We start from the raw sequence: 20522 nt of genomic DNA, 5'->3' as shown, positions 1-20522 counted from the left end.
AGGAGACTCATTCGTGTCGAATGTAGACCTCGGGATGCCGCAGTCCCCGCGTCGGCCCATAGCCGAGCGGCGGCGGTCTCGCCCGATGCAGGTGGGATCGGTGGGAGTGGGGGGTGACCACCCCATATCGGTGCAGTCGATGACCACCACCCAGACATCCGACGTCAACGCCACTCTGCAGCAGATCGCCGAACTCACCGCCGCCGGCTGCCAGATCGTGCGGGTCGCGGTGCCCACGCAGGACGACGCCGATGCCCTGCCTCAGATAGCGGGCAAGTCGCAGATCCCGGTCATCGCCGACATCCACTTCCAGCCCAGGTACGTCTTCGCAGCGATCGACGCAGGCTGCGCGGCGGTGCGGGTCAACCCGGGCAACATCAAGAAGTTCGACGACCAGGTCAAGGAGATCGCGGCCGCTGCCGCTGCCGCCGGCACCCCGATCCGGATCGGCGTCAACGCCGGTTCGCTGGACAAGCGGCTGCTGGCCAAGTACGGCAAGGCCACCCCAGAGGCGCTGGTGGAGTCCGCGCTGTGGGAGTGCTCGCTGTTCGAGGAGTACGACTTCCGGGACATCAAGATCTCGGTCAAGCACAACGACCCGGTCGTGATGGTCGCCGCGTACCGTCAGCTCGCCGCCCAGTGCGACTACCCGCTGCACCTCGGCGTCACCGAGGCCGGTCCCGCCTTCCAGGGCACCATCAAGTCCGCCGTCGCCTTCGGCGCGCTGCTCAGCGAGGGCATCGGCGACACCATCCGGGTGTCGCTGTCCGCGCCGCCGGTGGAGGAGATCAAGGTCGGCATGCAGATCCTGGAGTCGCTCGACCTGCGTCAACGGGGCCTGGAGATCGTCTCCTGCCCCTCCTGCGGCCGCGCCCAAGTGGACGTGTACAAGCTGGCCGACGAGGTCAATGCGGCGCTGGCCGGCTTCCCGGCGCCGCTGCGCGTGGCGGTCATGGGCTGCGTCGTCAACGGTCCGGGCGAGGCGCGCGAGGCCGACCTGGGCGTGGCATCGGGCAACGGCAAGGGCCAGATCTTCGTCAGGGGGGAGGTCGTCAAGACCGTGCCGGAGTCGAAGATCGTCGAAACGCTGATCGAAGAGGCCATGCGTATCGCCGAGGAGATGGGGATCGACCCCCTCGGCAGCGAAGCTGCTCCATCCGAAGCGAACTGAGGGGGAACCATGCCGCCTGTCCAAGGCCGAGTCCTGCTCGCCGAGCCGCGCGGCTCCTGCGCCAGTGTGCTCAGGGCCGTTGAAATCGTGGAACGCGCGCTCGAGAAACATGGCGCGCCGGTGTACGTACGCAAGCGGATCGTGCATGACGAGGACACTGTTCGTCAGCTTGAGGCGCGGGGTGCCAGGTTTGTCGATTCGGAGACCGAGATACCGGACGGGGCGGTGTGCGCCCGCGACGAGCGGACGCTGATCCTCGTCGGACACGCCGATCATGAGGAGATCGAGGGCACCTACGGGGAGGCGCCGGACCGTACGGTCATCGTGCGGAACGCGGACGAGGCCAGGCGGCTTGACCTCGCGCCGGGGACGTCCGCCGCCTGTCTCACCCTTCGGGCCACGTTGTCGGTGGACGACACGGCCGAGATTCTGTCCATTCTCCGCGAGCGGTTTCCCGGGCTGGCCGGCCCCGGCGACGAGGACATCCGCTGCGGCGGCCAGAACCGGGAGAACGCGGTGAAGGCGATGGCCGGGCGCAGCGACCTTGTGCTCGTCGTCGGGTCGGCCGACTCGACCAACGCGGCCCGGATGGTGGACGTCGCGCGGGCCGCCGGAGCCCGGGCCCGGCTGCTGCCCGACGCGGACCAACTGGACCCCGAGTGGCTGACCGACGTCCGCACCGTGGGGTTGAGCGCCGGCGCGAGCGTGCCGGATGTGCTGGTCGAGCAGGTCATCGAGCGGCTCGGGACCCTCGGGTTGACCGACATCGAAACCGAGGTGTGCGCCGACGAGAACGTCGTGTTCAGACCGCCGCCGACGCTTGAGCGGTCGGCGCGGGGCGGCACCGGCGACGGAGCTTCCGGCGACGCTTCCGGCGACGATGCCTGCGCCAAGTTGCTCGCCCGGGCCGGCGCGCGCATCGAGGATCTGCTGAGCGCCGAGTGCTCGCGCTGGGGGGCCGTCGACGCCCGCGCGGCGGTGCCGGTCGAGGCGATCGCGGAGCTCGTCGCGGCGGGCGGCAAGCAGCTGCGCCCCACGTTCTGCATCAGCGGGTACCTGGCGGCCGACGGCACGACGGCCGGTACGGCGAGCGAGGACGCGGTCGTCGCCGCGGCCGCCGGGCTGGAACTGCTGCACGTCTTTGCCCTCATCCACGACGACATCCTGGACAACTCACCCACCCGGCGTGGGGTTCCGACCGTGCATGCCAAGTACGCCGGCATCCATGCGGAGCGCGGCTGGACCGGTGAGCCCCGCCGGTACGGGGAGGGCGTCGCCATCCTGGCCGGCGATCTGGCGTTCAGTTACGCCAACAAGCTCACCAGCGGGCTGCCCGGCCCGGCAATGGAGATCTGGACAGACCTCGGCACCGAGATGCTCATCGGCCAGCACCTGGACATGGCCCTTGCCGCAGCGCCGGCGCCGGACCCGGACCTCGCCCGCTGGATCGCCGTCTGCAAGTCCGGTCGCTACACCATCCACCGGCCCCTCGCACTCGGTGCGTCCATTGCCGGGCGGCCCGACCTGCATACGGCGTTCGAGGCGTACGGCGTCTCGGCGGGCGAGGCGTTCCAGCTGCGCGACGACCTGCTCGACGCCTTCGGCGATTCCGCGGCGACCGGCAAGCCGGCCGGCCTGGATGTCAGCGAGCACAAGATGAACCTGGTGCTCGCCCTGGCGGCAACCAGGGACGGCCGGGTGGCCCGCCTGGTGGCGGACGGCCAGAACGGCGGCGACTGGGACCCGGCCGGGCTGCGCGCCGCGTTGCTCGCCTCCGACGTACGCCAGGAGATCGAGCAGCGGATCGATCAGCTCGTCACGACCGCCCGCACGGCGCTCGAGGCAGCGCCGCTGGCGGACGACTGGCAGCAGCGCCTGGGCGAGATGGCGGCGCGGGTGGCCTACCGCGACCGCTGACGGCACACGGGGAACGGGGAGGGACCGGGTGGGCCGGAGGCTGCGGGTCACCGGCACACACGGCCCGATCCACCTGGTCGCGACCCCGCTCGTGGTCGGGGGCCAGGTCAAGAGCGGTGCTGCTGCTGGCCGGAGACGGGAACCGGGCTGCCCAGACGGAGGGGGAAGGTGGTCCGCCGACCAGTCGGGCTCGGTCATCTGTCACATTCCGGCGCCGCGGCCTGTCATATGGGTGAGGCCGCAGGACCGCGACCCGGATGCTCCGCATCCGTCTCAGTGACACGGGAGAGATCATGAGCGGCAAGCTCGATATGTCGTTGATGTACGCGATGCACAACGCGCTGCGGCGCGATCTGGAATTCATCGCCAAGATCACCGCACGCACCGATGACGACCCCCGGCAGATCCTCGCCACCGCCGTTGGCTGGGAGATGTTCAAGAAGGGCCTGCACGTCCACCACAGCGCCGAAGATGAAGCGCTGTGGCCGGTGATGCGCCAGAGCCTGGCCGACCGGCCCGATGACCTGCTCCTGCTGGATGCGATGGAAGCCGAACACGAAGCCATCGACCCGCACATCGAAATGATCAACGCCGCGCTGGCCGACCGGGAGTCCGGACCGGAACGCGTCGCGGCCGCCGCCGAGGCACTGGCCACCACGTTGACCGGGCACCTCAAGCATGAAGAGGACGAGGCGCTGTCACTGATCGATGCGATCGTGACGCCAGAGCAGTGGCAGCACTACGGCCAGGTCCACGCCAGCAAGACCGGCCCCGACGGACCCCGCATGACCGCCTGGCTCTTCGACGGCGCCGACGAAAAGACAACCGCCACGTTTCTCGCGACCCTGCCCGAGCCCGTACGCGTGGCCTACTGGGACGAATGGCAACCCGCCTACGCCGCCCTCGACAGGTGGAACACCAAAGGCTGAGCCGTCCGACCAGCTCGACAGGCAGGTCCGCGCACCCGCGAGGCTCAGGGGTACGGCGCCGGGTGTGAAGAGCTGGACCGAGATCCACCAAGCCCGCGTCAAGTCGCTCAATAGCCATAGTCAAGGTTTGTGGCCAATGCTCGGTGCGTAGATCAGCGGGAGGCGGACACGAATAGTGACACTCCTCTTACTTTCGGCAATACGGCCTAATTTCGAGCAGAACGCTCAAGATCGACACTTGGAGGACGGATGTCCGAGACAACTGAGCTGGCAGGTCTTTACTCGGTCATCGAGGAATCAGCTCGGCTGCTGGATGTGGCCTGCTCGCGCGACAAGGTCTGGCCTATTCTGACCGCGTACGAGGACGTGATCCCGCAGTCCGCGATTGCTTTCCGGGCAGAGACCAGCGCACGCCGCGCAGGAGATTTCAGCTGCCGCTTCACGATGATTCCGAAGGGCGTCGACCCGTATGCCCTCGCTCTGTCGAACGACCTCATCGCCAAGACGGACCATCCCGCCGGCGTCCTGAGCTCGGAAATCGCGAAACGCTGCCCCATCGACAACTACGGTGTTGACTTCGGAGTCATTGGCGGCTTCACGAAGACCTTCCAGTTCTTCCCCCCGGATGACATGCAGCAGCTGTCAAAGCTGGCCGACATCCCGTCGGCGCCGCGCGCCCTGGCGGAGAATGCCAGTTTCTTCGCCCGCCACGGCGTGGACGACAAAGTGTGCCTGACCGGGATCGACTACGAGCACAAAACGACGAACGTGTACTTCAGGACACCGGATGGATATCTCGAACCGAAGACCATCACAGCGATTCTTCGCGAAATCGAGATGCCGGATCCGAGTGAGCAGTTGCTGAAGCTCGGCCAGGAAGCAGGCGGATTCTACGTCACCCTGAACTGGGATTCTCCGAAGATCCAGCGGATCTGTTTCAGCGCAATGACCTCGGATCCGATGGAAATTACCGGCGGCCAGCTCGATCCCAAAATCGAGCAGCTCGCGCGAAACGCTCCGTACAGTGGCGCTGCCGTCGACCGCAAGTTCATATGCTACGTCGCGTCGTCGCCCGCCGGGGAATACTACAAACTCCTGTCGTTCTATCGATCGCAGCCTGAGGTATTGAGCCTCTGGCACTCGTACGAGCGATAATTTTATGCCCGCGACATGAAACAGCTCTTCCCAATTTCAGCCGAGAAGCACCGATGGAAGGGAATCCCTTGTGACCGGCCCAGTGAAGGTCAGTGTCATCTATTACTCCGCGACCGGGACCATCACCGAGCTCGCCCGGACGCTGGCCGCCGAGGCGGAGAAGGCCGGCGCCGAGGTGCGGCTGCGCAAGGTTGCCGAGCTCGCTCCCGACGAGGCCAATCCCAGGTGGCGGGCCAACCTGGACGCCACCCAGGACATCCCCCAGGCAGTCGCGGACGACGTGGTGTGGGCCGACGCGGTGCTGCTCGGCACTCCGACCCGGTGGGGGAACGTCTCCGCGCCGCTCAAGCACTTCATCGAGACCCTGGCAGGCCCCGGGCTGAGGGGCGAGCTGCAGGACAAGGCATTCAGCGGCTTCACCGCCAGCTCCTCGACGCATGGCGGGCAGGAATCCACGCTGCTGGCGCTGTACAACACCGTCCATCACATCGGCGGGATCGTGGTGGCCCCCGGCTACACCGATCCTGCCAAGTACGCCGACGGCAACCCGTACGGCACCAGCCACGTCACTGCGCAGGGGAAGAACCCCGTCGGTGACGTCACCCGCGCGGCCGCGGCGGTGCAGGCCAAGCGCATAGTCCTGGTGGCCGGGGCGCTGCGCGACGGCTTGGCCCGGGGCTGAGGCCCTGGAAGCTCCGCGGGACATCTTGCTCACCCGGGCCTGCTGCGCCGACTGGCCGCAGCAGGCCCGGGTCAGTTGTCATCGCTGCCGCCGGCGGGCGCATGGCCGAGAATCTCGCGCGGCACCCGCTGCTCGCTGACCGACTTCGCGGCCTTGGCACCCGCGAGTTGGGCCAGTGCCGGCAGCCGGGCTCCGGTAGAGGGGAAACCTGCGGCACGTTCCCACGTCGGCCTCGGCGTGGGCGGGGTGCTGCCACCCATCTCGCGGTAGGGGCCTACTCGGCGTTCACCGCCGGGTACTCGTATGTGGACGTCCGCCTCCAGCGCCTGTACCAGCCGGGCGGCCACGACACCGGCGGCGGTGAGCTGCTCGGCCGAGCCGATCTTGATGACCTCTCCGGCATTCGAAGCAGGTTTGCCGCCGTACCCGAGTTGCCGTGTCCCCTGAGCTCGCTGACGTACACCGCGCCGTCCGGGCCGATGCGCACGTTCATCCTCCGGCCATGAACACAGCCGGAGGAATCGTGCGGTCCCCCGTCGCGGGCTGGGCCGGAGCAGTATGGCCGCAGCCCGCGACAGGATGACCGGACAGGCTCAGCCGATCTTGACGACCTCTCCCTCATCCCATCGGCCAGTGGTGCCGGGCGGCCACCAAATCGACTCGTTGGCCACGTAGATGGAGCCGTCGGGACCCGCCAGGAAGCCATGGGGCGCGAACAGCTTCCCCGCTCCCAGGACGGTGCGTGTGCGGTCCTTGCCGATCTGGATGACCACACCCTCGGGGTCGCCGGTCGGCAGGAAGCCGGTGGTGTCGAGTTCGGTCACGTAGAAGTCACCGTTGGCACCGAAGCCGCAGCCGGTGATGGCGCTGAAGCCCTTCTCCCAGACCGCCAGGCGGCCACTCCAGGGCTCGTACCGGTACACGTCGGCCTCAGTGGCCGAGCTGCCGTGTCCCGTGAGCTCGCCGACGTACACCGCACCGTCCGGGCCCATGTCGAGGCAGGTGGGCACGGAGTCCTTGCCGCCCGAGGTGACGGGGAAGCTGGTGAGCACGCGGGCTTTGCCCCGCTTGCCCCGCACATCGATCGAACCCAGCGTGTTCGAAGCCGCGTCCACGTAGTAGAAGCCGCCGCCCGGCTTCGGTGTCAGCGCGTAGGGATTGGCGGTGTCCAAGTCATTGGGCGAGGCATCAGGGTTGTCCTGCACCCACTGGTAGTCGGCCTGACCGGCGTTCGCGACCACCGAGGGGGACCCGTCGGTGACGTCGAGCAGCGCCCCGAGCTGCTTCTTCAGCGTCCTCTTCAGGTCCTTGGGCAGCCACGACGGGACAGCCTGCGGTGCCCCCGCCTGCAGCACGTACAGCTTGCCGTCGACATACGACACGCTGTTGGGCCCGATCATGTCCTGCAGGTTGAGGGCTGACGGCAGCCCCTTGACGATCCGCTTCGGCGTGCCGGAAGAAACGTCCGAGATCGACCCGGTCTTGCCGAAGCACTTCATGTCAAGCGTGATTTCCTCGGAGTAGAAGTTGCACACCGAGGGGGCGGTCACCGGGGGGCTCCCCGTCTCGGCGACCAGCAGGCGGCCGCGCGGTCCCCAGGTCAGGCTCCGCGGTGAATTCAGCCCACTCGCCACGACGGTGACCGGTGAGCTGCTGGTGAGAGTGCCTGACTGAGGGGCCGCCTCGGCCACCGGCCCTGACGGTCCGGCACCTACGCCGACGAGCGCTGTCACCGCCGCGATGGCGAGCAACATCCGACTCCTTCTGAGACGTCGCATCTTCGACTCTCTCCTCCTGTAGTTCGGTGAGCTTCTGGTGCGTGAAAACTCTTCCTTGTGCTCTCTGCGCGAACATGAGCGCGCGGCCGGCGACGGCCGCCGCGGCAAGGGAGGCGTCGACCGGTTCCGCGGTCAACGACTCCCTCTCCGCGACGGGATCACCGGACGGGCTCAGCCGATCTTGACTACCTCTCCGGCATCCCATCGGTTGGTGGTGCCGGCGGGCCACCAAACGGTGTTGCTGGTCACGTAGATGGAGCCGTCGGGACCCGCCAGGAAGCCCTGGGGCGCGAACAGCTTTCCGGCTCCCAGGACGGTGCGTGTGCGGTCCTTGCTGATCTGGATGACCACACCCTCGGGGTCGCCGTCCGGGAGGAAGCCGGAGGTGGAGAACTCGGTCACGTAGAAGTCACCGTTGGCACCGAAGCCGCAGCCGGTGATGGCGCTGAAGCCCTTCTCCCAGACCTTGAGTTCGCCGCTCCAGGGCTCGTACCGGTACACGTTGGCCGCCGTACCCGAGTTGCCGTTTCCGGTGAGCTCGCCGACGTACACCGCGCCGTCCGGGCCCATGTCGAGGCAGGTGGGCACGGAGTCCGTGCCGGCGGGGCTGCGGGGGAACCAGGTGAGTACGTCGACGTTGCCCCGCTTGTCGATCGAACCCAGCGTGTTCGAAGCCGCGTCCACGTAGTAGAAGCCGCCGCCCGGCTTCGGCGTCAGCCCGTAGGGATTGGCGGTGGGCTCATCGGACGTGAGGTCCGGGTTGTCCTTCATCCACTGGTAGTCGGCCTTACCGGGGTTCGCGACCACCGAGGGGGACCCGTCGGTGACGTCGAGCAGCGCACCGTACTGCTTCTTCAGCGTCTTCTGCAGGTCCTTGGGCAGCCACGACGGGACGGCATACGTTACTCCCGCCTCCAGCGCGTACAGCTTGCCATTGACATATGACAGGGAGTTGGGCCCGACTACCTCGGCGTTGTTGACGTTTGACGCCAGTCCCTCGACGATCCGCTTCGGCGTGCCGGAAGAAATGTCCGCGATCGACCCGGTGAGGCCGAAGCACTTCATCGCAAACGGGTCAGCGTTGTCGCACAGCTGGTTGGGGGTCCCCGCCTCGGAGACCAGCAGGTGGCCCTGGGGTCCCCAGACCAGGCCCCGCGGTGAGTGCAGCCCGCCCGCCACGAGGGTGACCGGTGCGTCGCTGGTGAGAGTGCCCGAGTGAGTGGCTGCCTCGGCCACCGGCCCTGACGGTCCGGCACCCACGCCGACGAGCGCTGTCACCGCCGCGATGGCGAGCAACATCCGACTCCTTTTGAGACGTCGCATCTTCGACTTTCTCCTCCGGGTTGGCTGAATGTGTTCTGGAACGGCCCCTCACGGTTGCGACAGGCGCACGCCGCACTGCTCCAGGCACCTGAGGATTGGCTACATGCCTTGACTGGGACTGTTCGGCTGGTTGGCGCCGACTTGGCGGGCCCTCGTCAGGACAGTGATCAGCACCGTGCGCGGGGCGTCGGCGACGCGCTGCCGGAGGCCGACTCGGCACAGGTGCGGCGGTGGACATCCCGGGCGGTCCAGCCGATGGTGCCGGGCCGCGGCCGGCCCGGCGGGCTCGGCATCCCGCCGGCCGGCTTCCCGGGCCGCTGCGGGGCTCACCCGCGCCGCGGACGACGGTGTCGTCCGCGGCGGTACGTGCTGGTGACCGGCGGGCCTGGTAGGACGCGCGTCAGGATCGCGCGGCTTCGGCCTCCTTGGACGGCTCCTTGCCCCAGGCGCCTTCGCGCGGGGGCAGCGGGCCGCGGCGCAGCAGCGCGGTGCAGATGACGGCACCGACCGCGAAGATGCCGCTGCACCACCAGAACGCCGTGGTGTAGCCGTCGATCGCCGCGAGGTTGAGCTGCGACCGTGTCGGCTGCCCCTGTACGTGGTCGTCCAGGTAGCTGGTGGTGGCACCGGTCGCGATCGTGTTGAGCAGCGCGGTGCCGATCGCGCCGCCAAGCTGCTGACCTATTTGGAGACTTGCCGAGGCGATCCCCGCGTCCTGTGGTCCCACGCCGGAGGTGGCGCTTTGGAGCGCCGAGGCGAAGACGAGGCCCATGCCGGCACCGATGACCATGGTCGGCCCGAGCAGGGCCGCCGCGTAGCTGGAATCCGCGCCGATCCCGGTCAGCCAGGCCGTGCCGGCCGAGCCGAGCGCCAGGCCGGCGAAGGCCAGCGGCTTGGGGCCGAACCGCGGCATCAGCACGATGTTGCCCACGTTGGCCCCTACGGCGGTGAGCACCACCATCGGCAGCAGGGCGACGCCCGAGGTGATCGCCGAGTATTCCAGGGTGGTCTGCATGTAGTAGATGACGAACAGGAAGAGGCCCAACATGGCGGCCCCGAGGATCAGCATGCTGAGGTAAGCGCCGCCGCGGTTGCGGTTGAGTACGATCCGGGGCGGCAGCAGCGGCTGCGCGGCGCGCGTCTGCCAGAAGGCGAAAACGATCAGCAGCGCGCCGCCGACGGCGAGGAAGCCCCACGTCGAGGGCGTGTCCCAGCTGTGCGTCGCGGCGTTGGAGAAGCCGTAGACGAGGCAGAACATCCCGCCCGACACCGCCACCACGCCCGGGATGTCCAGCCGGGCGCCCGGCGTCCTGGGCCGTTTGCCCATCGGCAGCGCGGCTCCGAGCATCGCGATTCCGGCGAAGACCAGGTTGATGTACATGCACCACCGCCAGGACAGGCCGGAGGTCAGCGCACCGCCGATGACCAGCCCCAGGCCCGCGCCGCTGGCCGCGACCGCGCCGAAGGCGCCGAAAGCCTTGCCCAGTTCCTTCGGGTCGGTGAACGTCGTGGCCAGCAGGGCCAGGGCGGCCGGCGCCAGCAGCGCGGCGAAGACTCCCTGACCGGCGCGCGCCGCGACCAGCATCTCGAAGCTGGTCGCGGCGCCGGCGACAGCGGAGGCGGCCGCGAAGCCGGCCAGCCCGACGAGGAAGGTCACCTTATGGCCGAACAGGTCGGCCAGCCGCCCGCAGAACAGCAACAGGCTCCCGAAGGACAGCATGTATGCCGTCATGATCCACTGCCTGTCGGCGTTCGTGAATCCCAGATCCTCCTGCGCCGGCGGCAGCGCGAGGTTCATCACGGTCACGTCGAGGACCACCATGAGCTGGGCGACGCAGATGACGGCGAGGATCAGCCACCGCTTCGGGTCCCCGCCCGCCGCACCGGCCGCCCCCGGGTCCGGCCCGGCCGTCGGGGTTGCGCTCCGTGCTGCCACGATCATCTCCTTGTCGCATCGAACGGACGTGAGTCGTCACTCATATGACAAGCACGGCGGTTGGAATGTGACGGACCGTCCGAGCCGGACTGGCCGGACGAGCCCCGCGGATCTAGCTGCTGAAAGCGGCATCCTGGTCAAGGACGAGGGAGATGGCATTTCTCAGAGCGCCCGCTGGATCCTCGCTGCCGCTCATGCTGCGCCATGCCACGTGGTTGTCCGGGCGCACCAGGACGGCGCCCTCGTCGCTTATCTCCCGGACGGCCGCCCAGCTGCCGTCGACGTCGGCGCATTCCGCGCCATTCCCGATGCGGGCCGCGGTGATCGGGATCGAGAACTTCTCCGCGACCTCCGCGGCCGCCTCGCACCACGGCGTCCCTGCCGGGCCGGTGAGCAGCGCGAAGCCGGTCGCGGCGCCGGTCAGGTCGTGGGTTGACAGGCGGTGCCCGTCGCGTTCGATCCAAGCGTGTGGCAGCAGGTGCCCAGGGCGGGTCGTGGGGTGATACACGTTGCCCATGGGCGCGCGGGTTGGCGGCTCGCTGCCGTCAGGGATGACCGCGCCCTCCTCGTAGGCGAAGCCGATCTCCAAGTCGTGCGCCTGGCATTCGGCGCGGTGGGTGCGGAAGATCTCCGCCGCCCGCGCCCGCACGGCCGCGCCGACCGGAGACGGGTCGAAGTACGCGGAAAACGCCGACGCCCGGCGCTGCGGCGGGATGTGCTGGCCGAGGCCGATGGCGGCCTCGGTCATCACCCTGTGGTGGAACCACGTGGACAGTCCCCAGTCGACGTTGTTCTTGCCCAGGGGCCGCCGCTCCGCCTCGTATGTGTCGAGCAGGCTGTCGTGCGCGCGACCGGTGAGCACCGCGGCCAGCTTCCACGCGAGGTTGTGCACATCCTGGATCCCACCGTTCAGACCGAGCCCCGTGGTGGGCGGCTGGCGGTGCGCGGCGTCGCCGACGAGCAGCACCCGTCCTGCCCGGTAGCGCTCGGCGAGCACACCCTCCACGGTCCACTGCGTCACCTTGTGCAGGGTCAGGTCCAAGCCGGGCAGGCCGAGGACCTCACGAATCCTGGAGACGACCGCCTGCTCGTCGGAGCGGTCCGCGTCGCCTGCGACGAAATGCAGGCCCCATTCCTCGCAGGCTTTTCCCCAAGTGGGTCCCATCTCAAGCAGGGTGCTGGAAAGGTCCGGGCGGTATGGGTTGACGAACCACGTCATGATCGTTCCGTCGTGCCACCACGCCGACAGGTCGGCGGAGAAGTACGCGGTCGTGACGTCGACCATCCCAGGCACGCCCTGCATCTCCACGCCGAGAGCGGCACCGATCGTGCGGCCGCCATCGGCTGCGACGAGGTATCGCGCTGCGACCGTGGTGATCTCCCCGGTCTCGGTGTCGCGGACCTCGGCGATGACGCGGTCACCGTCGTCGGAGAAAGCGGCCAGTTCGTGGCCGAACAGGATGCGCCCGGGATTGCGCTGCTCGGCGTGACGGCGCAGGATCGGCTCCAGCCGGAGCTGCGGCAGCTTGGTGGGCAGGATGGGTCCGGCCGCTGCGTACGTCTCGCGCAGCGCACCGCCGCCGAAAGCGTCCATCTCGTGGATCACCCGCGCATCCAGCGGTCCGTCGCCGGTGAGCGAGGTCTTCCAGAGCACCTTCCCGAACTTCTCCAGCGGCGCCGCCTGCTCGGCCACCGCCCCGTCAAGCCCGTGCTGGCGGAAGATCTCCATCGTGCGCTGGTTGAGGTAGTGCGCCTTCGGCACTTTCGACGTGTCCGCGTGCCGTTCTACCAGCAGGTGGCCGACGCCGTGGTCGGACAAGAAATTGGAGGCGGACAGGCCGCATCCGCCGCCGCCCACGATCAGAACCGGAACCTCGATTGCTCCCATGTTCGTCCTTCCAGAGGTAACAGCCCAGAGGCGAGCATCAGGTGGTCTTGGACAGCCCCGGCCGCTTGCCGCCGAGCCGCAGAGAACGGCAACCGAGACCGAGCCGTTGCCACCGAAACTCGACAAACCCGCGCTGGCGTTCCGTCATCGGGATAAGGGGGTGAGGCTGCCGTATCTCCATCCAGACCAGCCACTCCCCGGTATTCGACGGAATGCGTGCACTCCCGCAACCTGGAAGGGGATCTTCCGGATGGTCCCCTCGGCACCGTCATGACGACGTTTCTTTGCCGATGCTGCGTGCACCCAGCATCGGCAGAGGATTTGGCTGGGACTGTTCAGCGGGTTGGCGCCGGCTTGGTGGCGTCCGACCGTCTGAGGCGCAGCCGGGCTTCCTGGACAGCGTCATCGGCCTCGGCCTCGGCGAGCGAGCCGAGCATCCGGACCTGGGACTCAAGCCGATCTACGAGCCCGGAAAACAGCTTGTGCGGGCCGAGGCTCGCCTCGACCCGCACAAGTTGGGGTTATGAGAAGTGTCCGAGGGGGGACTTGAACCCCCACGCCCGATAAAGGGCACTAGCACCTCAAGCTAGCGCGTCTGCCATTCCGCCACCCGGACAAGGTGTTTGTCTCGCGGCCCTGGGCCGTTCCGACGTGGAAAACCATAGCAAACATTCGGCTGTGCCCGATCACGCCCCAATCCGGGTGACGGCCCCACCGCGATGGACGGCCGCCCTTGGGCAGCGGGTCCGATCGCGGGAGGATGGACCGGCAACGACCAGCGGCGACAGTGGGAGGAATCAGCGTGAGCGAGTCGAACAGAGGTGGAAGGGGCAAGCCCGTCTCGGGTGAGGAGGAGGTTGTCGACCTCTGCCGTGAGCTGATCCGGATCGACACGAGCAACTACGGCGACCACTCGGGTCCGGGGGAGCGCGGCGCCGCCGAGTACATCGCGGAGAAGCTCGCCGAGGTCGGGCTCGAACCGCAGATCTTCGAGTCCCACCCGGGCCGCGCCTCCACGGTGGCCCGCATCGAGGGCGAGGACCCCTCCAGGCCCGCGCTGCTCATCCACGGCCATACCGACGTCGTACCGGCGAACGCCGACGACTGGACGCACCACCCCTTCTCCGGCGAGGTCGCCGACGGCTGTGTCTGGGGCCGCGGCGCGGTCGACATGAAGGACATGGACGCGATGACCCTCGCGGTCGTACGGGACCGGATGCGCAGCGGGCGCAAGCCCCCGCGCGACATCGTGCTCGCCTTCCTCGCCGACGAGGAGGCCGGCGGGAAGTACGGGGCGAAGTACCTGGTCGACAAGCACCCGGGTCTCTTCGAGGGCGTGACGGAGGCGATCGGCGAGGTCGGCGGTTTCTCCTTCACCGTCAACGAGAAACTGCGGCTCTATCTCGTCGAGACGGCGGAGAAGGGCATGCACTGGATGCGCCTCACCGTCGACGGCACCGCCGGGCACGGGTCGATGACCAACAACGACAACGCCATCACCGAGCTCTGCGAGGCCGTAGGGCGGCTCGGCCGCCACACCTGGCCTGTCCGTACGACCAAGACCGTACGGTCCTTCCTGGACGAGCTCTCGGACGCGCTCGGCACACCGCTCGACCCCGAGGACATGGAGGCGACGCTCGCCAAACTCGGCGGCATCGCGAAGATGATCGGCGCGACCCTGCGCAACTCAGCCGCGCCCACCATGCTCGGCGCCGGCTACAAGGTGAACGTCATCCCCGGGCAGGCCATCGCCCATGTCGACGGGCGTTTCCTGCCGGGGCACGAGGAGGAGTTCCTGGCCGACCTCGACCGGCTGCTCGGCCCGCGGGTCAAGCGGGAGGACGTACACAGCGACAAGGCCCTGGAGACCAGCTTCGACGGGGACCTGGTCGACGCGATGCAGGTCGCGCTGCGGGCCGAGGACCCGATCGCCCGGGCCGTGCCGTACATGCTCTCCGGCGGCACCGACGCCAAGTCCTTCGACGACCTGGGCATCCGCTGCTTCGGCTTCGCGCCGCTGAAGCTGCCGCCGGAGCTGGACTTCGCGGGCATGTTCCACGGGGTGGACGAGCGCGTGCCGGTCGACGGCCTGAAGTTCGGCGTGCGGGTGCTGGACCGATTCCTCGACGAGTGCTGATCAGCGCCGACCAGCACGAAAGCAGATGAAACGACACTCCAATAATCGCCAGCGTGTGCAACACCTGACTGAGAAGAGTGAAAGGGGTCAGGGGCTCGTAGCCCCTTTGGCTCCCCCTCGTTACAGGTGATGCGGTCCGCGGCTGGGATCGCATTGCCAACGAGGAGGAATAATGATCAAGAAGGTTGTCGCTGCTGCGGCTGCCACCGGCGGTCTGATGCTCGCAGGCGCGGGCGTGGCCGTGGCCGACGCTGGGGGGCACGCTGCTGCTGTCGGCTCCCCCGGCGTCATCTCGGGTAACGCCGTCACGGTGCCGGTCCATGTGCCGGTCCAGGTCTGCGGCAACACGGTCGACATCATCGCGCTGCTGAACCCTGCCTTCGGCAACACCTGCGTCGCCGACTGACGTTGAGGCTCACATCCATAAGGGTCTGAGCCCGTAGGCCCCGGAGCGCGCGCCACGCGCTCCGGGGCTGTCGGGCATTCCTCTCCCGGGCCTCATTGACGCCCGGAATTTCTCAGCTGGAAGGCAGGGAATCAACCTATGCGACAGGTCACTCGCAAGGGCCTGATCACCATGGCGGCTGCGGGCGGCGTACTTGCCCTCGGCGGTGGTTACGCGCACGCGGACGCCGGGGCGAACGGGTTCGCGTCGGATTCGCCGGGCGTCGTGGCCGGAAATTCGGTCCAGGCTCCCGTGCATGTCCCCGTGAACGCGTGCGGGAACACCGTGAACGTCGTCGGACTGCTCAATCCGACCACCGGCAACAACTGTGGCAGCGGGTCGGATACCGGTGAGCAGGGCGGTGGGTCCCAGGCCGATGGACGGACCAGTAACTCTCCTGGCGTCGGCTCCGGCAACAACGTCCAGGCACCCGTCGAGGTCCCCGTGAACGCCTGCGGGAACAGCGTCACCATCGGCGGACTCGGCAACCCCGCCTTCGGCAACAACTGCCGCGACGACTCGGGTGTCGTCACCCAGCCCGAGAAGCCGGACCGGCCCAACGACGGCTCCGCGGATTCCGGCGACCGGGGCGACCGGGGCGAGCCCCGGGATCCCGAAGGGCCCGGCAAGCACGGCAAGCACGCCAAACATGGCAAGCACGCCAAGCCCCACGGGAAGGAGACGGTCTCCCCACGCGAACTGCCGAACACCCCGGGCGCGCAGACCGTCATCCCGTCCAGGGGCACCGACGAGCTCGCGCAGACCGGTGTCGGCTCGGTCGACCTGCTGGCCACGGCCGGCGCCGGGATGCTGCTGGCGGGAGCGGTGGTGTACCGCCGGGCCCGCTCCTCCGCGCAATCGCGGTAACTGCGGTAATCGCGGCAATCGCGGCAATCGCGCGGTCGTGTCCGCACCAAGCGATCACGCTGAGCAGTCATATGAGTACGAAACGGAGCGGGTCCCGTCTGTGCGGGGCCCGCTCCGCCTTGCTCACCCGCTCACCAGGTGGCGCGCACCTGACGGATGATGCGCCGGCGCAGCCGCACTCTTCGGCTGCCGTCCCGGTGCATACTCAGCCGCTCCAACTCCCAGTGTCCGTACTCGGCGTGGTCGGTCAGCAGGCGGGTCGCCTCCTTGCGGGAGACCCCGCGTGCCACGTACAGGTCGACAAATTCGTATTCCGGCATCGCATCTATTGTGCGGGCAGAGGCCAGGTACGGATAGCGTCTGCACTATGTCTGATGCTGCGCAGCCCACCGCTGCCGAGGTACGTGCCGCCGCCGAGGCAGTCAAAGCCGCACTGGACCGTCACCTTGAGGCGGTCGAACACCGCTCGGGCGAGGACGACCCGGCCGTTTATGACGCGTTCAACGCTCTCGCCTCGGCGGCGGAGGCGTACGACGAGCGGCTCTACGACCGCTACGACGAGGTGACTCCCTTCGAGATCCCGGGAGCGGACGATTCGCTTCCGCCCTATGCGGGGCCCGAGGAGCCGAACGCGCTCAGCGTGCTGATCCGTCGGGATTACGCGGTGGTGGAGCCCCAGAGGCTGCTCGCACAGGCACAGCGCATCGCCGACCTGGACCCCGACGACGACCGCCCGGCGAACGGGCCGGTGGTCGGCGCGAGCGTGCACGCGGCGCTCGGGGTGCTCTTCGGCGAGTACGAACCCGATGAGATCGCTTCCCGGCACAAGGAGTTCGGCCTGGAGGAGGGCGATTCCACGCTGTGGGTGTCGGCCGCCGACGAGCTTCCCGAACCGGGTGAGTGGCTGTCCACTCCCTTCGACCAGGCCGATCCGCAGCGGGTCGTCTGCCGCTTCGACGTCAGCTCGGTCTTCGACGAGGACGAGGACGAGCTCACCGAGGAGCTGGACGACCTCGACGAAGTGGAGTCCTGACACCACTGACACCACACCGGACGGACGCGGCCGGGTTTCCGCCTCGATCATGAGGCGGGAACCCGGGCTGTTTTACCGATCTTTACCGATCTCCTTACCGATCCTTACGGAGTCGGGGCGAGCAGCCCTTCGAGCAGTGTCCGTAGCCGCGTGGTCCGGTCCTGCGAGACGACCTCGGCCACCGCGCGAGGCAGCGCCTGGTCCGCGCCGTGCACCACGGACAGATGGCGCTCCCCGCGGCTGAACGCCGTGTACACCCACGGGCGGCTCAGCCCCCGCACCGCGTCCCCCGGCAGCACCACGACCGCCGCGGGCCACCGCATCCCCGCCGCCTGGTGCGCCGTGAGCGCCCAGCCGTGCCGTACGGCCGACTCGACCCGCTCCTTCGGTACGACGACGGGCGTGCCCTCACAGTCGAGGTGCAGGCCCTCCGCGTCCGCCGAGACGACTGTGCCCGGCAGTGTCCGGCCGAGGGCCGGTGTGTAGGCGGCACGGTCGCCCGGGTCGAAGCCGCCGAACCGGCCGGGGCCGGGGTTCAGCCGCTGCTTGAGCGCGGCGTTGAGCGCGCGGGTGCCCGCGGAGCCGCCGTGCCCCACGGCGATCACCTGGGTCTGCTCCGGCTGCACCCCGATCGCCCGCGGCACCGAGTCCGCGACGAGCTGCACCGTACGGTGGACCGCCTCGCCCGCGTCGCGCACCGGGATGATGACGACTTCCTTGCCTGGCGCGTCCACCTGGTTCAGCTCGCCGACGCCGATGCCCGAGACCAGCTCCCCGATGGGGCCGGGATCCGGCGTACGGGAGGCGAGCTGCGGGCACACCCGCGCGGCCAGCACATCGGCGAACACCCGGCCCGCGCCCGCCGAGCTCAGCACACCGGGGTCGCCGCTGAGCACCAGGCGGCTGCTGTCCGGCATCGACTCCACCAGCATCGCGGCGGTCTCCACGTCCAGCTGAGGCGCGTCGAGCACCACCAGAAGGTCGAGCGCGAACGCTCCGTCCGCGTCCCTGCCGGGCCCCTCGGCGCCGGAGAGCAGCCCGGAGACGGTGACCGCGTCGTGCCCAAGCCGCCGCCTGCCGTTCTCGCTGTGGACCGCGACGACCACGCGCAGGCCGAGCGCACCGGCGGCCTCGGCCAGGGTGACCGGCTCGGCGCGGGCCGCCTCGCCGCCCGTGTGCACGACCAGGCCGCTCGCCGCGAGGGCATGGGCGAGCTCGGCGGGCCGCGTCGTCTCCGCCGCTGCCTCCCACCTGGGGTCCGCGCCGGACTTGGCCAGCCGCGCCAAGCCGTCGGCGAGGCTCTCCTCGGCCAGTGCGTACCGGTCGAGCCCCAGCAGCACGGGCACCGCCGCCTGCTGCCCGGCGCCTTCCTCCTCCTCCTCCGCGAGGTCCTCCGCGAGCTCTTCCTCGACGCCGTCCTGGAACACCAGCACCGCGCCCTCGGCGATGGCCTGTTGCAGCGCCTCGTCCGGATCGGGCACGGAGTGCTCGGTCAGCGCCGCGCGCACGGCCGAGGACTCCAGCGCCGTATGGCCCTGGAGCGCCGCGCGCTCCAGCTGCCAGCTCACCAGCGCCGCCGCCCGGCGCTCGTCACCCGGACCGCACTCCGCGCCGAGCAGTGCCCGCGCGAAGCCGTCGGCCTGCTCCGGCCGGACTCCGGGCACGGACAGCAGCTGCCAGGGGTCCTCGCGCAGCAGCTCCGCCGCCTGCTGCCCGAGCACGGCCGCGACCTGCGCCGCGAGCCCTTCGGGTGCGCCACCCTTGGCGAGCACTGTCTGTACGGCTTGTACGGTCGCTCCGGGCGGCGTCGCCGGTGCCTGGTCGGGGGGCGCGAGCCGGTGTCGTACGGGCTCGGTGGCCGGGGGAGCGGGGCGTCGGGGGCCCGGCGTGGTGGAGGACCCCGAAGGGGAGGCGGAGTCGAAGAACGCGGCGGGCTTCTCGCCGCCCTCCACCGCCCGTACTGCCGCGAGTAGATCGGCGGCCGTCCCGCTCAGCTTGGTGCCGCTGTCGATGGGCCCGGCCTTCTCTGCCTTCCGCTGCTCGATCCGGGCCTGCAACTCGCGCTGCGCGGCAAGCTCGGTCTCGGCTTCGGACAGTACGGGGGCCTTCTCGCCCTTTGCACCCTCCGCGGTCTCAGCTTCAGCCGCGGTCTCAGCTTCAGCCTCGGCCTCAGTGGCGACGACAGCCTCGTCCGCCGCGTCGACGTCGACGTCGACGTCGACGGCGCGGTCCTCGGCCGGAGGTCCGGAAGGGACAGTCACAGCGTGCTCCAGTCCTGGTCGGGATAGCGGTGCACGGGCGCCGACACATCGTCGAGCGCCTGGCAGATCTCGTCAGGAAGAGTAAGGGTTTCCACTGACAATGCTGCCGTGAGCTGCTGCGCATTGCGCGCGCCGACGATCGGGGCCACCACCCCGGGCCGGTCCCGCACCCACGCCAGCGCCACCTGGAGCGGTGTTGTGGCGAGCCCGTCCGCCGCCGTCGCCACCGCGTCCACGATCCGGCTCGCGGCCTCGTCCAGATACGGCTCCACGAACGGCGCCCACTGCTCCGAAGCGCCCCGCGAATCCGCCGGAGTCGCATGCCGGTACTTCCCCGTGAGCACTCCGCGCCCCAGAGGCGACGACGGCAGCAGCCCGACCCCCAGGTCGAGCGCGGCCGGCAGCACCTCCCGCTCCACTCCCCGCTGCAACAGCGAGTACTCCATCTGCGTACTGGCCAGCCGCGTCCGCACCCCGGGCGACGCGAGCTGCCAGGTCGCGGCCTTCGCCAGCTGCCAGCCGCAGAAGTTCGACACCCCCGCGTACCGCGCCCGCCCGCTGCTGACCGCGAGGTCCAGCGCCTGCAGCGTCTCCTCCAGCGGGGTCCGCGTATCGAAGGCGTGTACCTGCCACAGATCCACGTAGTCCGTGCCGAGCCGCTCCAGCGAGTCGTCCAGCGCCGCGAGCAGATGCCCCCGCGAGCCGTTGAAGCGCCGGTCCGGATCGGGCACGCTGCCCGCTTTCGTCGCGATGACGAGATCGCGCCGCGGTACGAGGCGCTCGGTCAGCTGTCCCAGCAGATATTCGGCATCCCCGCCCCCGTACACGTCAGCGGTGTCGACGAGTGTCCCGCCCGCCTCCCAGAACGCCTTCAACTGGTCGGCGGCGTCGTGCTCATCGGTGTCCCGCCCCCAGGTCAGGGTGCCGAGCCCGATCCGGGACACGCGCAGGCCGGTACGGCCGAGATGCCTCTGCTCCATGGTGGCTGAGATTACTGGCC

The 20522-nt window shown here is 69.2% G+C and carries 18 protein-coding genes and 1 tRNA gene; 9 read left to right on the top strand and 10 right to left on the bottom strand.

Annotated elements, in window-relative coordinates:
- Positions 1-34: 34 nt before the first annotated feature.
- The 5 genes from ispG (at position 35) to ACIHCQ_RS08360 (ending at position 5854) form a co-directional block, all read left to right on the top strand.
- Positions 35-1171: a flavodoxin-dependent (E)-4-hydroxy-3-methylbut-2-enyl-diphosphate synthase gene (gene ispG / locus ACIHCQ_RS08380; protein ID WP_399659180.1), complete on the top strand. Its 1137-nt coding sequence runs from the start codon at positions 35-37 to the stop codon at positions 1169-1171.
- A 9-nt stretch (positions 1172-1180) separates the two neighbouring features.
- Positions 1181-3088 (top strand): polyprenyl synthetase family protein, encoded by a 1908-nt coding sequence (locus ACIHCQ_RS08375; RefSeq protein ID WP_399659037.1) that lies wholly within the window; start codon positions 1181-1183, stop codon positions 3086-3088.
- Positions 3089-3381: 293 nt separating this feature from the next.
- Positions 3382-4017: a hemerythrin domain-containing protein gene (locus tag ACIHCQ_RS08370; RefSeq protein ID WP_399659036.1), complete on the top strand. Its 636-nt coding sequence runs from the start codon at positions 3382-3384 to the stop codon at positions 4015-4017.
- Between the two features lie 249 nt (positions 4018-4266).
- Entirely contained in the window at positions 4267-5172 is a 906-nt protein-coding gene (locus ACIHCQ_RS08365; RefSeq protein ID WP_399659034.1) for an aromatic prenyltransferase, read from the top strand.
- 70 nt (positions 5173-5242) lie between these two features.
- Positions 5243-5854 (top strand): flavodoxin family protein, encoded by a 612-nt coding sequence (locus tag ACIHCQ_RS08360; RefSeq protein ID WP_399659032.1) that lies wholly within the window; start codon positions 5243-5245, stop codon positions 5852-5854.
- Between the two features lie 71 nt (positions 5855-5925).
- On the opposite strand, the gene ACIHCQ_RS08355 is transcribed toward ACIHCQ_RS08360, so the two are convergent.
- From ACIHCQ_RS08355 to ACIHCQ_RS08325, 7 genes are all read right to left on the bottom strand, one after another.
- Positions 5926-6201, bottom strand: a complete 276-nt coding sequence (locus ACIHCQ_RS08355; protein ID WP_399659031.1) for a hypothetical protein — start codon at positions 6199-6201, stop codon at positions 5926-5928.
- Between the two features lie 246 nt (positions 6202-6447).
- On the bottom strand, positions 6448-7608 hold the full coding sequence (locus ACIHCQ_RS08350) for a ScyD/ScyE family protein (RefSeq protein ID WP_399659030.1): 1161 nt from the start codon (positions 7606-7608) through the stop codon (positions 6448-6450).
- Between the two features lie 195 nt (positions 7609-7803).
- Positions 7804-8931, bottom strand: coding sequence for a ScyD/ScyE family protein (locus ACIHCQ_RS08345; protein ID WP_399659028.1), 1128 nt, complete (start codon positions 8929-8931; stop codon positions 7804-7806).
- A 424-nt stretch (positions 8932-9355) separates the two neighbouring features.
- Positions 9356-10897 carry an MFS transporter gene (locus ACIHCQ_RS08340; protein WP_399659026.1) on the bottom strand — a complete coding sequence of 514 codons (1542 nt, stop codon included), beginning with the start codon at positions 10895-10897 and terminating at the stop codon, positions 9356-9358.
- A gap of 106 nt (positions 10898-11003) precedes the next feature.
- On the bottom strand, positions 11004-12779 hold the full coding sequence (locus ACIHCQ_RS08335; protein WP_399659025.1) for an FAD-dependent monooxygenase: 1776 nt from the start codon (positions 12777-12779) through the stop codon (positions 11004-11006).
- Positions 12780-13114: 335 nt separating this feature from the next.
- Positions 13115-13291 carry a hypothetical protein gene (locus tag ACIHCQ_RS08330; RefSeq protein ID WP_399659203.1) on the bottom strand — a complete coding sequence of 59 codons (177 nt, stop codon included), beginning with the start codon at positions 13289-13291 and terminating at the stop codon, positions 13115-13117.
- Between the two features lie 19 nt (positions 13292-13310).
- Positions 13311-13395, bottom strand: a tRNA-Leu gene (locus tag ACIHCQ_RS08325).
- 186 nt (positions 13396-13581) lie between these two features.
- Between ACIHCQ_RS08325 and ACIHCQ_RS08320 the strand changes: the two genes are divergently transcribed.
- The 3 genes from ACIHCQ_RS08320 (at position 13582) to ACIHCQ_RS08310 (ending at position 16228) form a co-directional block, all read left to right on the top strand.
- The gene (locus ACIHCQ_RS08320) at positions 13582-14916 is read left to right on the top strand and encodes a M20/M25/M40 family metallo-hydrolase (protein ID WP_399659024.1); all 1335 of its coding nucleotides are present in this window, start codon (positions 13582-13584) and stop codon (positions 14914-14916) included.
- A 172-nt stretch (positions 14917-15088) separates the two neighbouring features.
- On the top strand, positions 15089-15322 hold the full coding sequence (locus ACIHCQ_RS08315) for a chaplin (RefSeq protein ID WP_399659023.1): 234 nt from the start codon (positions 15089-15091) through the stop codon (positions 15320-15322).
- A gap of 138 nt (positions 15323-15460) precedes the next feature.
- Complete coding sequence (locus ACIHCQ_RS08310; protein WP_399659022.1) at positions 15461-16228, top strand: chaplin; 768 nt, start codon at positions 15461-15463, stop codon at positions 16226-16228.
- Positions 16229-16359: 131 nt separating this feature from the next.
- On the opposite strand, the gene ACIHCQ_RS08305 is transcribed toward ACIHCQ_RS08310, so the two are convergent.
- Entirely contained in the window at positions 16360-16548 is a 189-nt protein-coding gene (locus ACIHCQ_RS08305; RefSeq protein WP_399659020.1) for a DUF5703 family protein, read from the bottom strand.
- A gap of 47 nt (positions 16549-16595) precedes the next feature.
- Here ACIHCQ_RS08305 and ACIHCQ_RS08300 point away from each other — a divergent pair, with 47 nt between their 5' ends.
- The gene (locus ACIHCQ_RS08300; RefSeq protein ID WP_399659018.1) at positions 16596-17261 is read left to right on the top strand and encodes a hypothetical protein; all 666 of its coding nucleotides are present in this window, start codon (positions 16596-16598) and stop codon (positions 17259-17261) included.
- A gap of 104 nt (positions 17262-17365) precedes the next feature.
- Here the strand turns inward: ACIHCQ_RS08300 and ACIHCQ_RS08295 are convergent, their stop codons facing one another.
- Positions 17366-19522, bottom strand: coding sequence for a helix-hairpin-helix domain-containing protein (locus tag ACIHCQ_RS08295; RefSeq protein WP_399659017.1), 2157 nt, complete (start codon positions 19520-19522; stop codon positions 17366-17368).
- A complete protein-coding gene (locus ACIHCQ_RS08290; RefSeq protein ID WP_399659016.1) occupies positions 19519-20502 on the bottom strand; it encodes an aldo/keto reductase in 984 nt (327 codons plus the stop codon). The genes ACIHCQ_RS08295 and ACIHCQ_RS08290 overlap by 4 nt, the downstream gene beginning before the upstream one ends.
- Positions 20503-20522: the final 20 nt, after the last annotated feature.

The sequence above is a fragment of the Streptomyces sp. NPDC052236 genome (assembly GCF_044548015.1).
GTDB lineage: Bacteria > Actinomycetota > Actinomycetes > Streptomycetales > Streptomycetaceae > Streptomyces.
Note: the sequence above shows the minus strand (reverse complement) of the source record. Positions and strands in the feature narration are given on the sequence as shown.

What these genes read in the sequence shown, in the direction of transcription:
- ACIHCQ_RS08305 (WP_399659020.1), bottom strand. Translation starts at nt 16,548, where the DNA reads ATGCCGGAATACGAATTTGTCGACCTGTACGTGGCACGCGGGGTCTCC.
- ACIHCQ_RS08290 (WP_399659016.1), bottom strand. Translation starts at nt 20,502, where the DNA reads ATGGAGCAGAGGCATCTCGGCCGTACCGGCCTGCGCGTGTCCCGGATC.
- ACIHCQ_RS08365 (WP_399659034.1), top strand. Translation starts at nt 4,267, where the DNA reads ATGTCCGAGACAACTGAGCTGGCAGGTCTTTACTCGGTCATCGAGGAA.
- ACIHCQ_RS08345 (WP_399659028.1), bottom strand. Translation starts at nt 8,931, where the DNA reads ATGTTGCTCGCCATCGCGGCGGTGACAGCGCTCGTCGGCGTGGGTGCC.
- ispG (WP_399659180.1), top strand. Translation starts at nt 35, where the DNA reads ATGCCGCAGTCCCCGCGTCGGCCCATAGCCGAGCGGCGGCGGTCTCGC.
- ACIHCQ_RS08300 (WP_399659018.1), top strand. Translation starts at nt 16,596, where the DNA reads ATGTCTGATGCTGCGCAGCCCACCGCTGCCGAGGTACGTGCCGCCGCC.
- ACIHCQ_RS08310 (WP_399659022.1), top strand. Translation starts at nt 15,461, where the DNA reads ATGCGACAGGTCACTCGCAAGGGCCTGATCACCATGGCGGCTGCGGGC.
- ACIHCQ_RS08370 (WP_399659036.1), top strand. Translation starts at nt 3,382, where the DNA reads ATGAGCGGCAAGCTCGATATGTCGTTGATGTACGCGATGCACAACGCG.
- ACIHCQ_RS08350 (WP_399659030.1), bottom strand. Translation starts at nt 7,608, where the DNA reads ATGTTGCTCGCCATCGCGGCGGTGACAGCGCTCGTCGGCGTAGGTGCC.
- ACIHCQ_RS08340 (WP_399659026.1), bottom strand. Translation starts at nt 10,897, where the DNA reads ATGATCGTGGCAGCACGGAGCGCAACCCCGACGGCCGGGCCGGACCCG.
- ACIHCQ_RS08315 (WP_399659023.1), top strand. Translation starts at nt 15,089, where the DNA reads ATGATCAAGAAGGTTGTCGCTGCTGCGGCTGCCACCGGCGGTCTGATG.
- ACIHCQ_RS08375 (WP_399659037.1), top strand. Translation starts at nt 1,181, where the DNA reads ATGCCGCCTGTCCAAGGCCGAGTCCTGCTCGCCGAGCCGCGCGGCTCC.
- ACIHCQ_RS08335 (WP_399659025.1), bottom strand. Translation starts at nt 12,779, where the DNA reads ATGGGAGCAATCGAGGTTCCGGTTCTGATCGTGGGCGGCGGCGGATGC.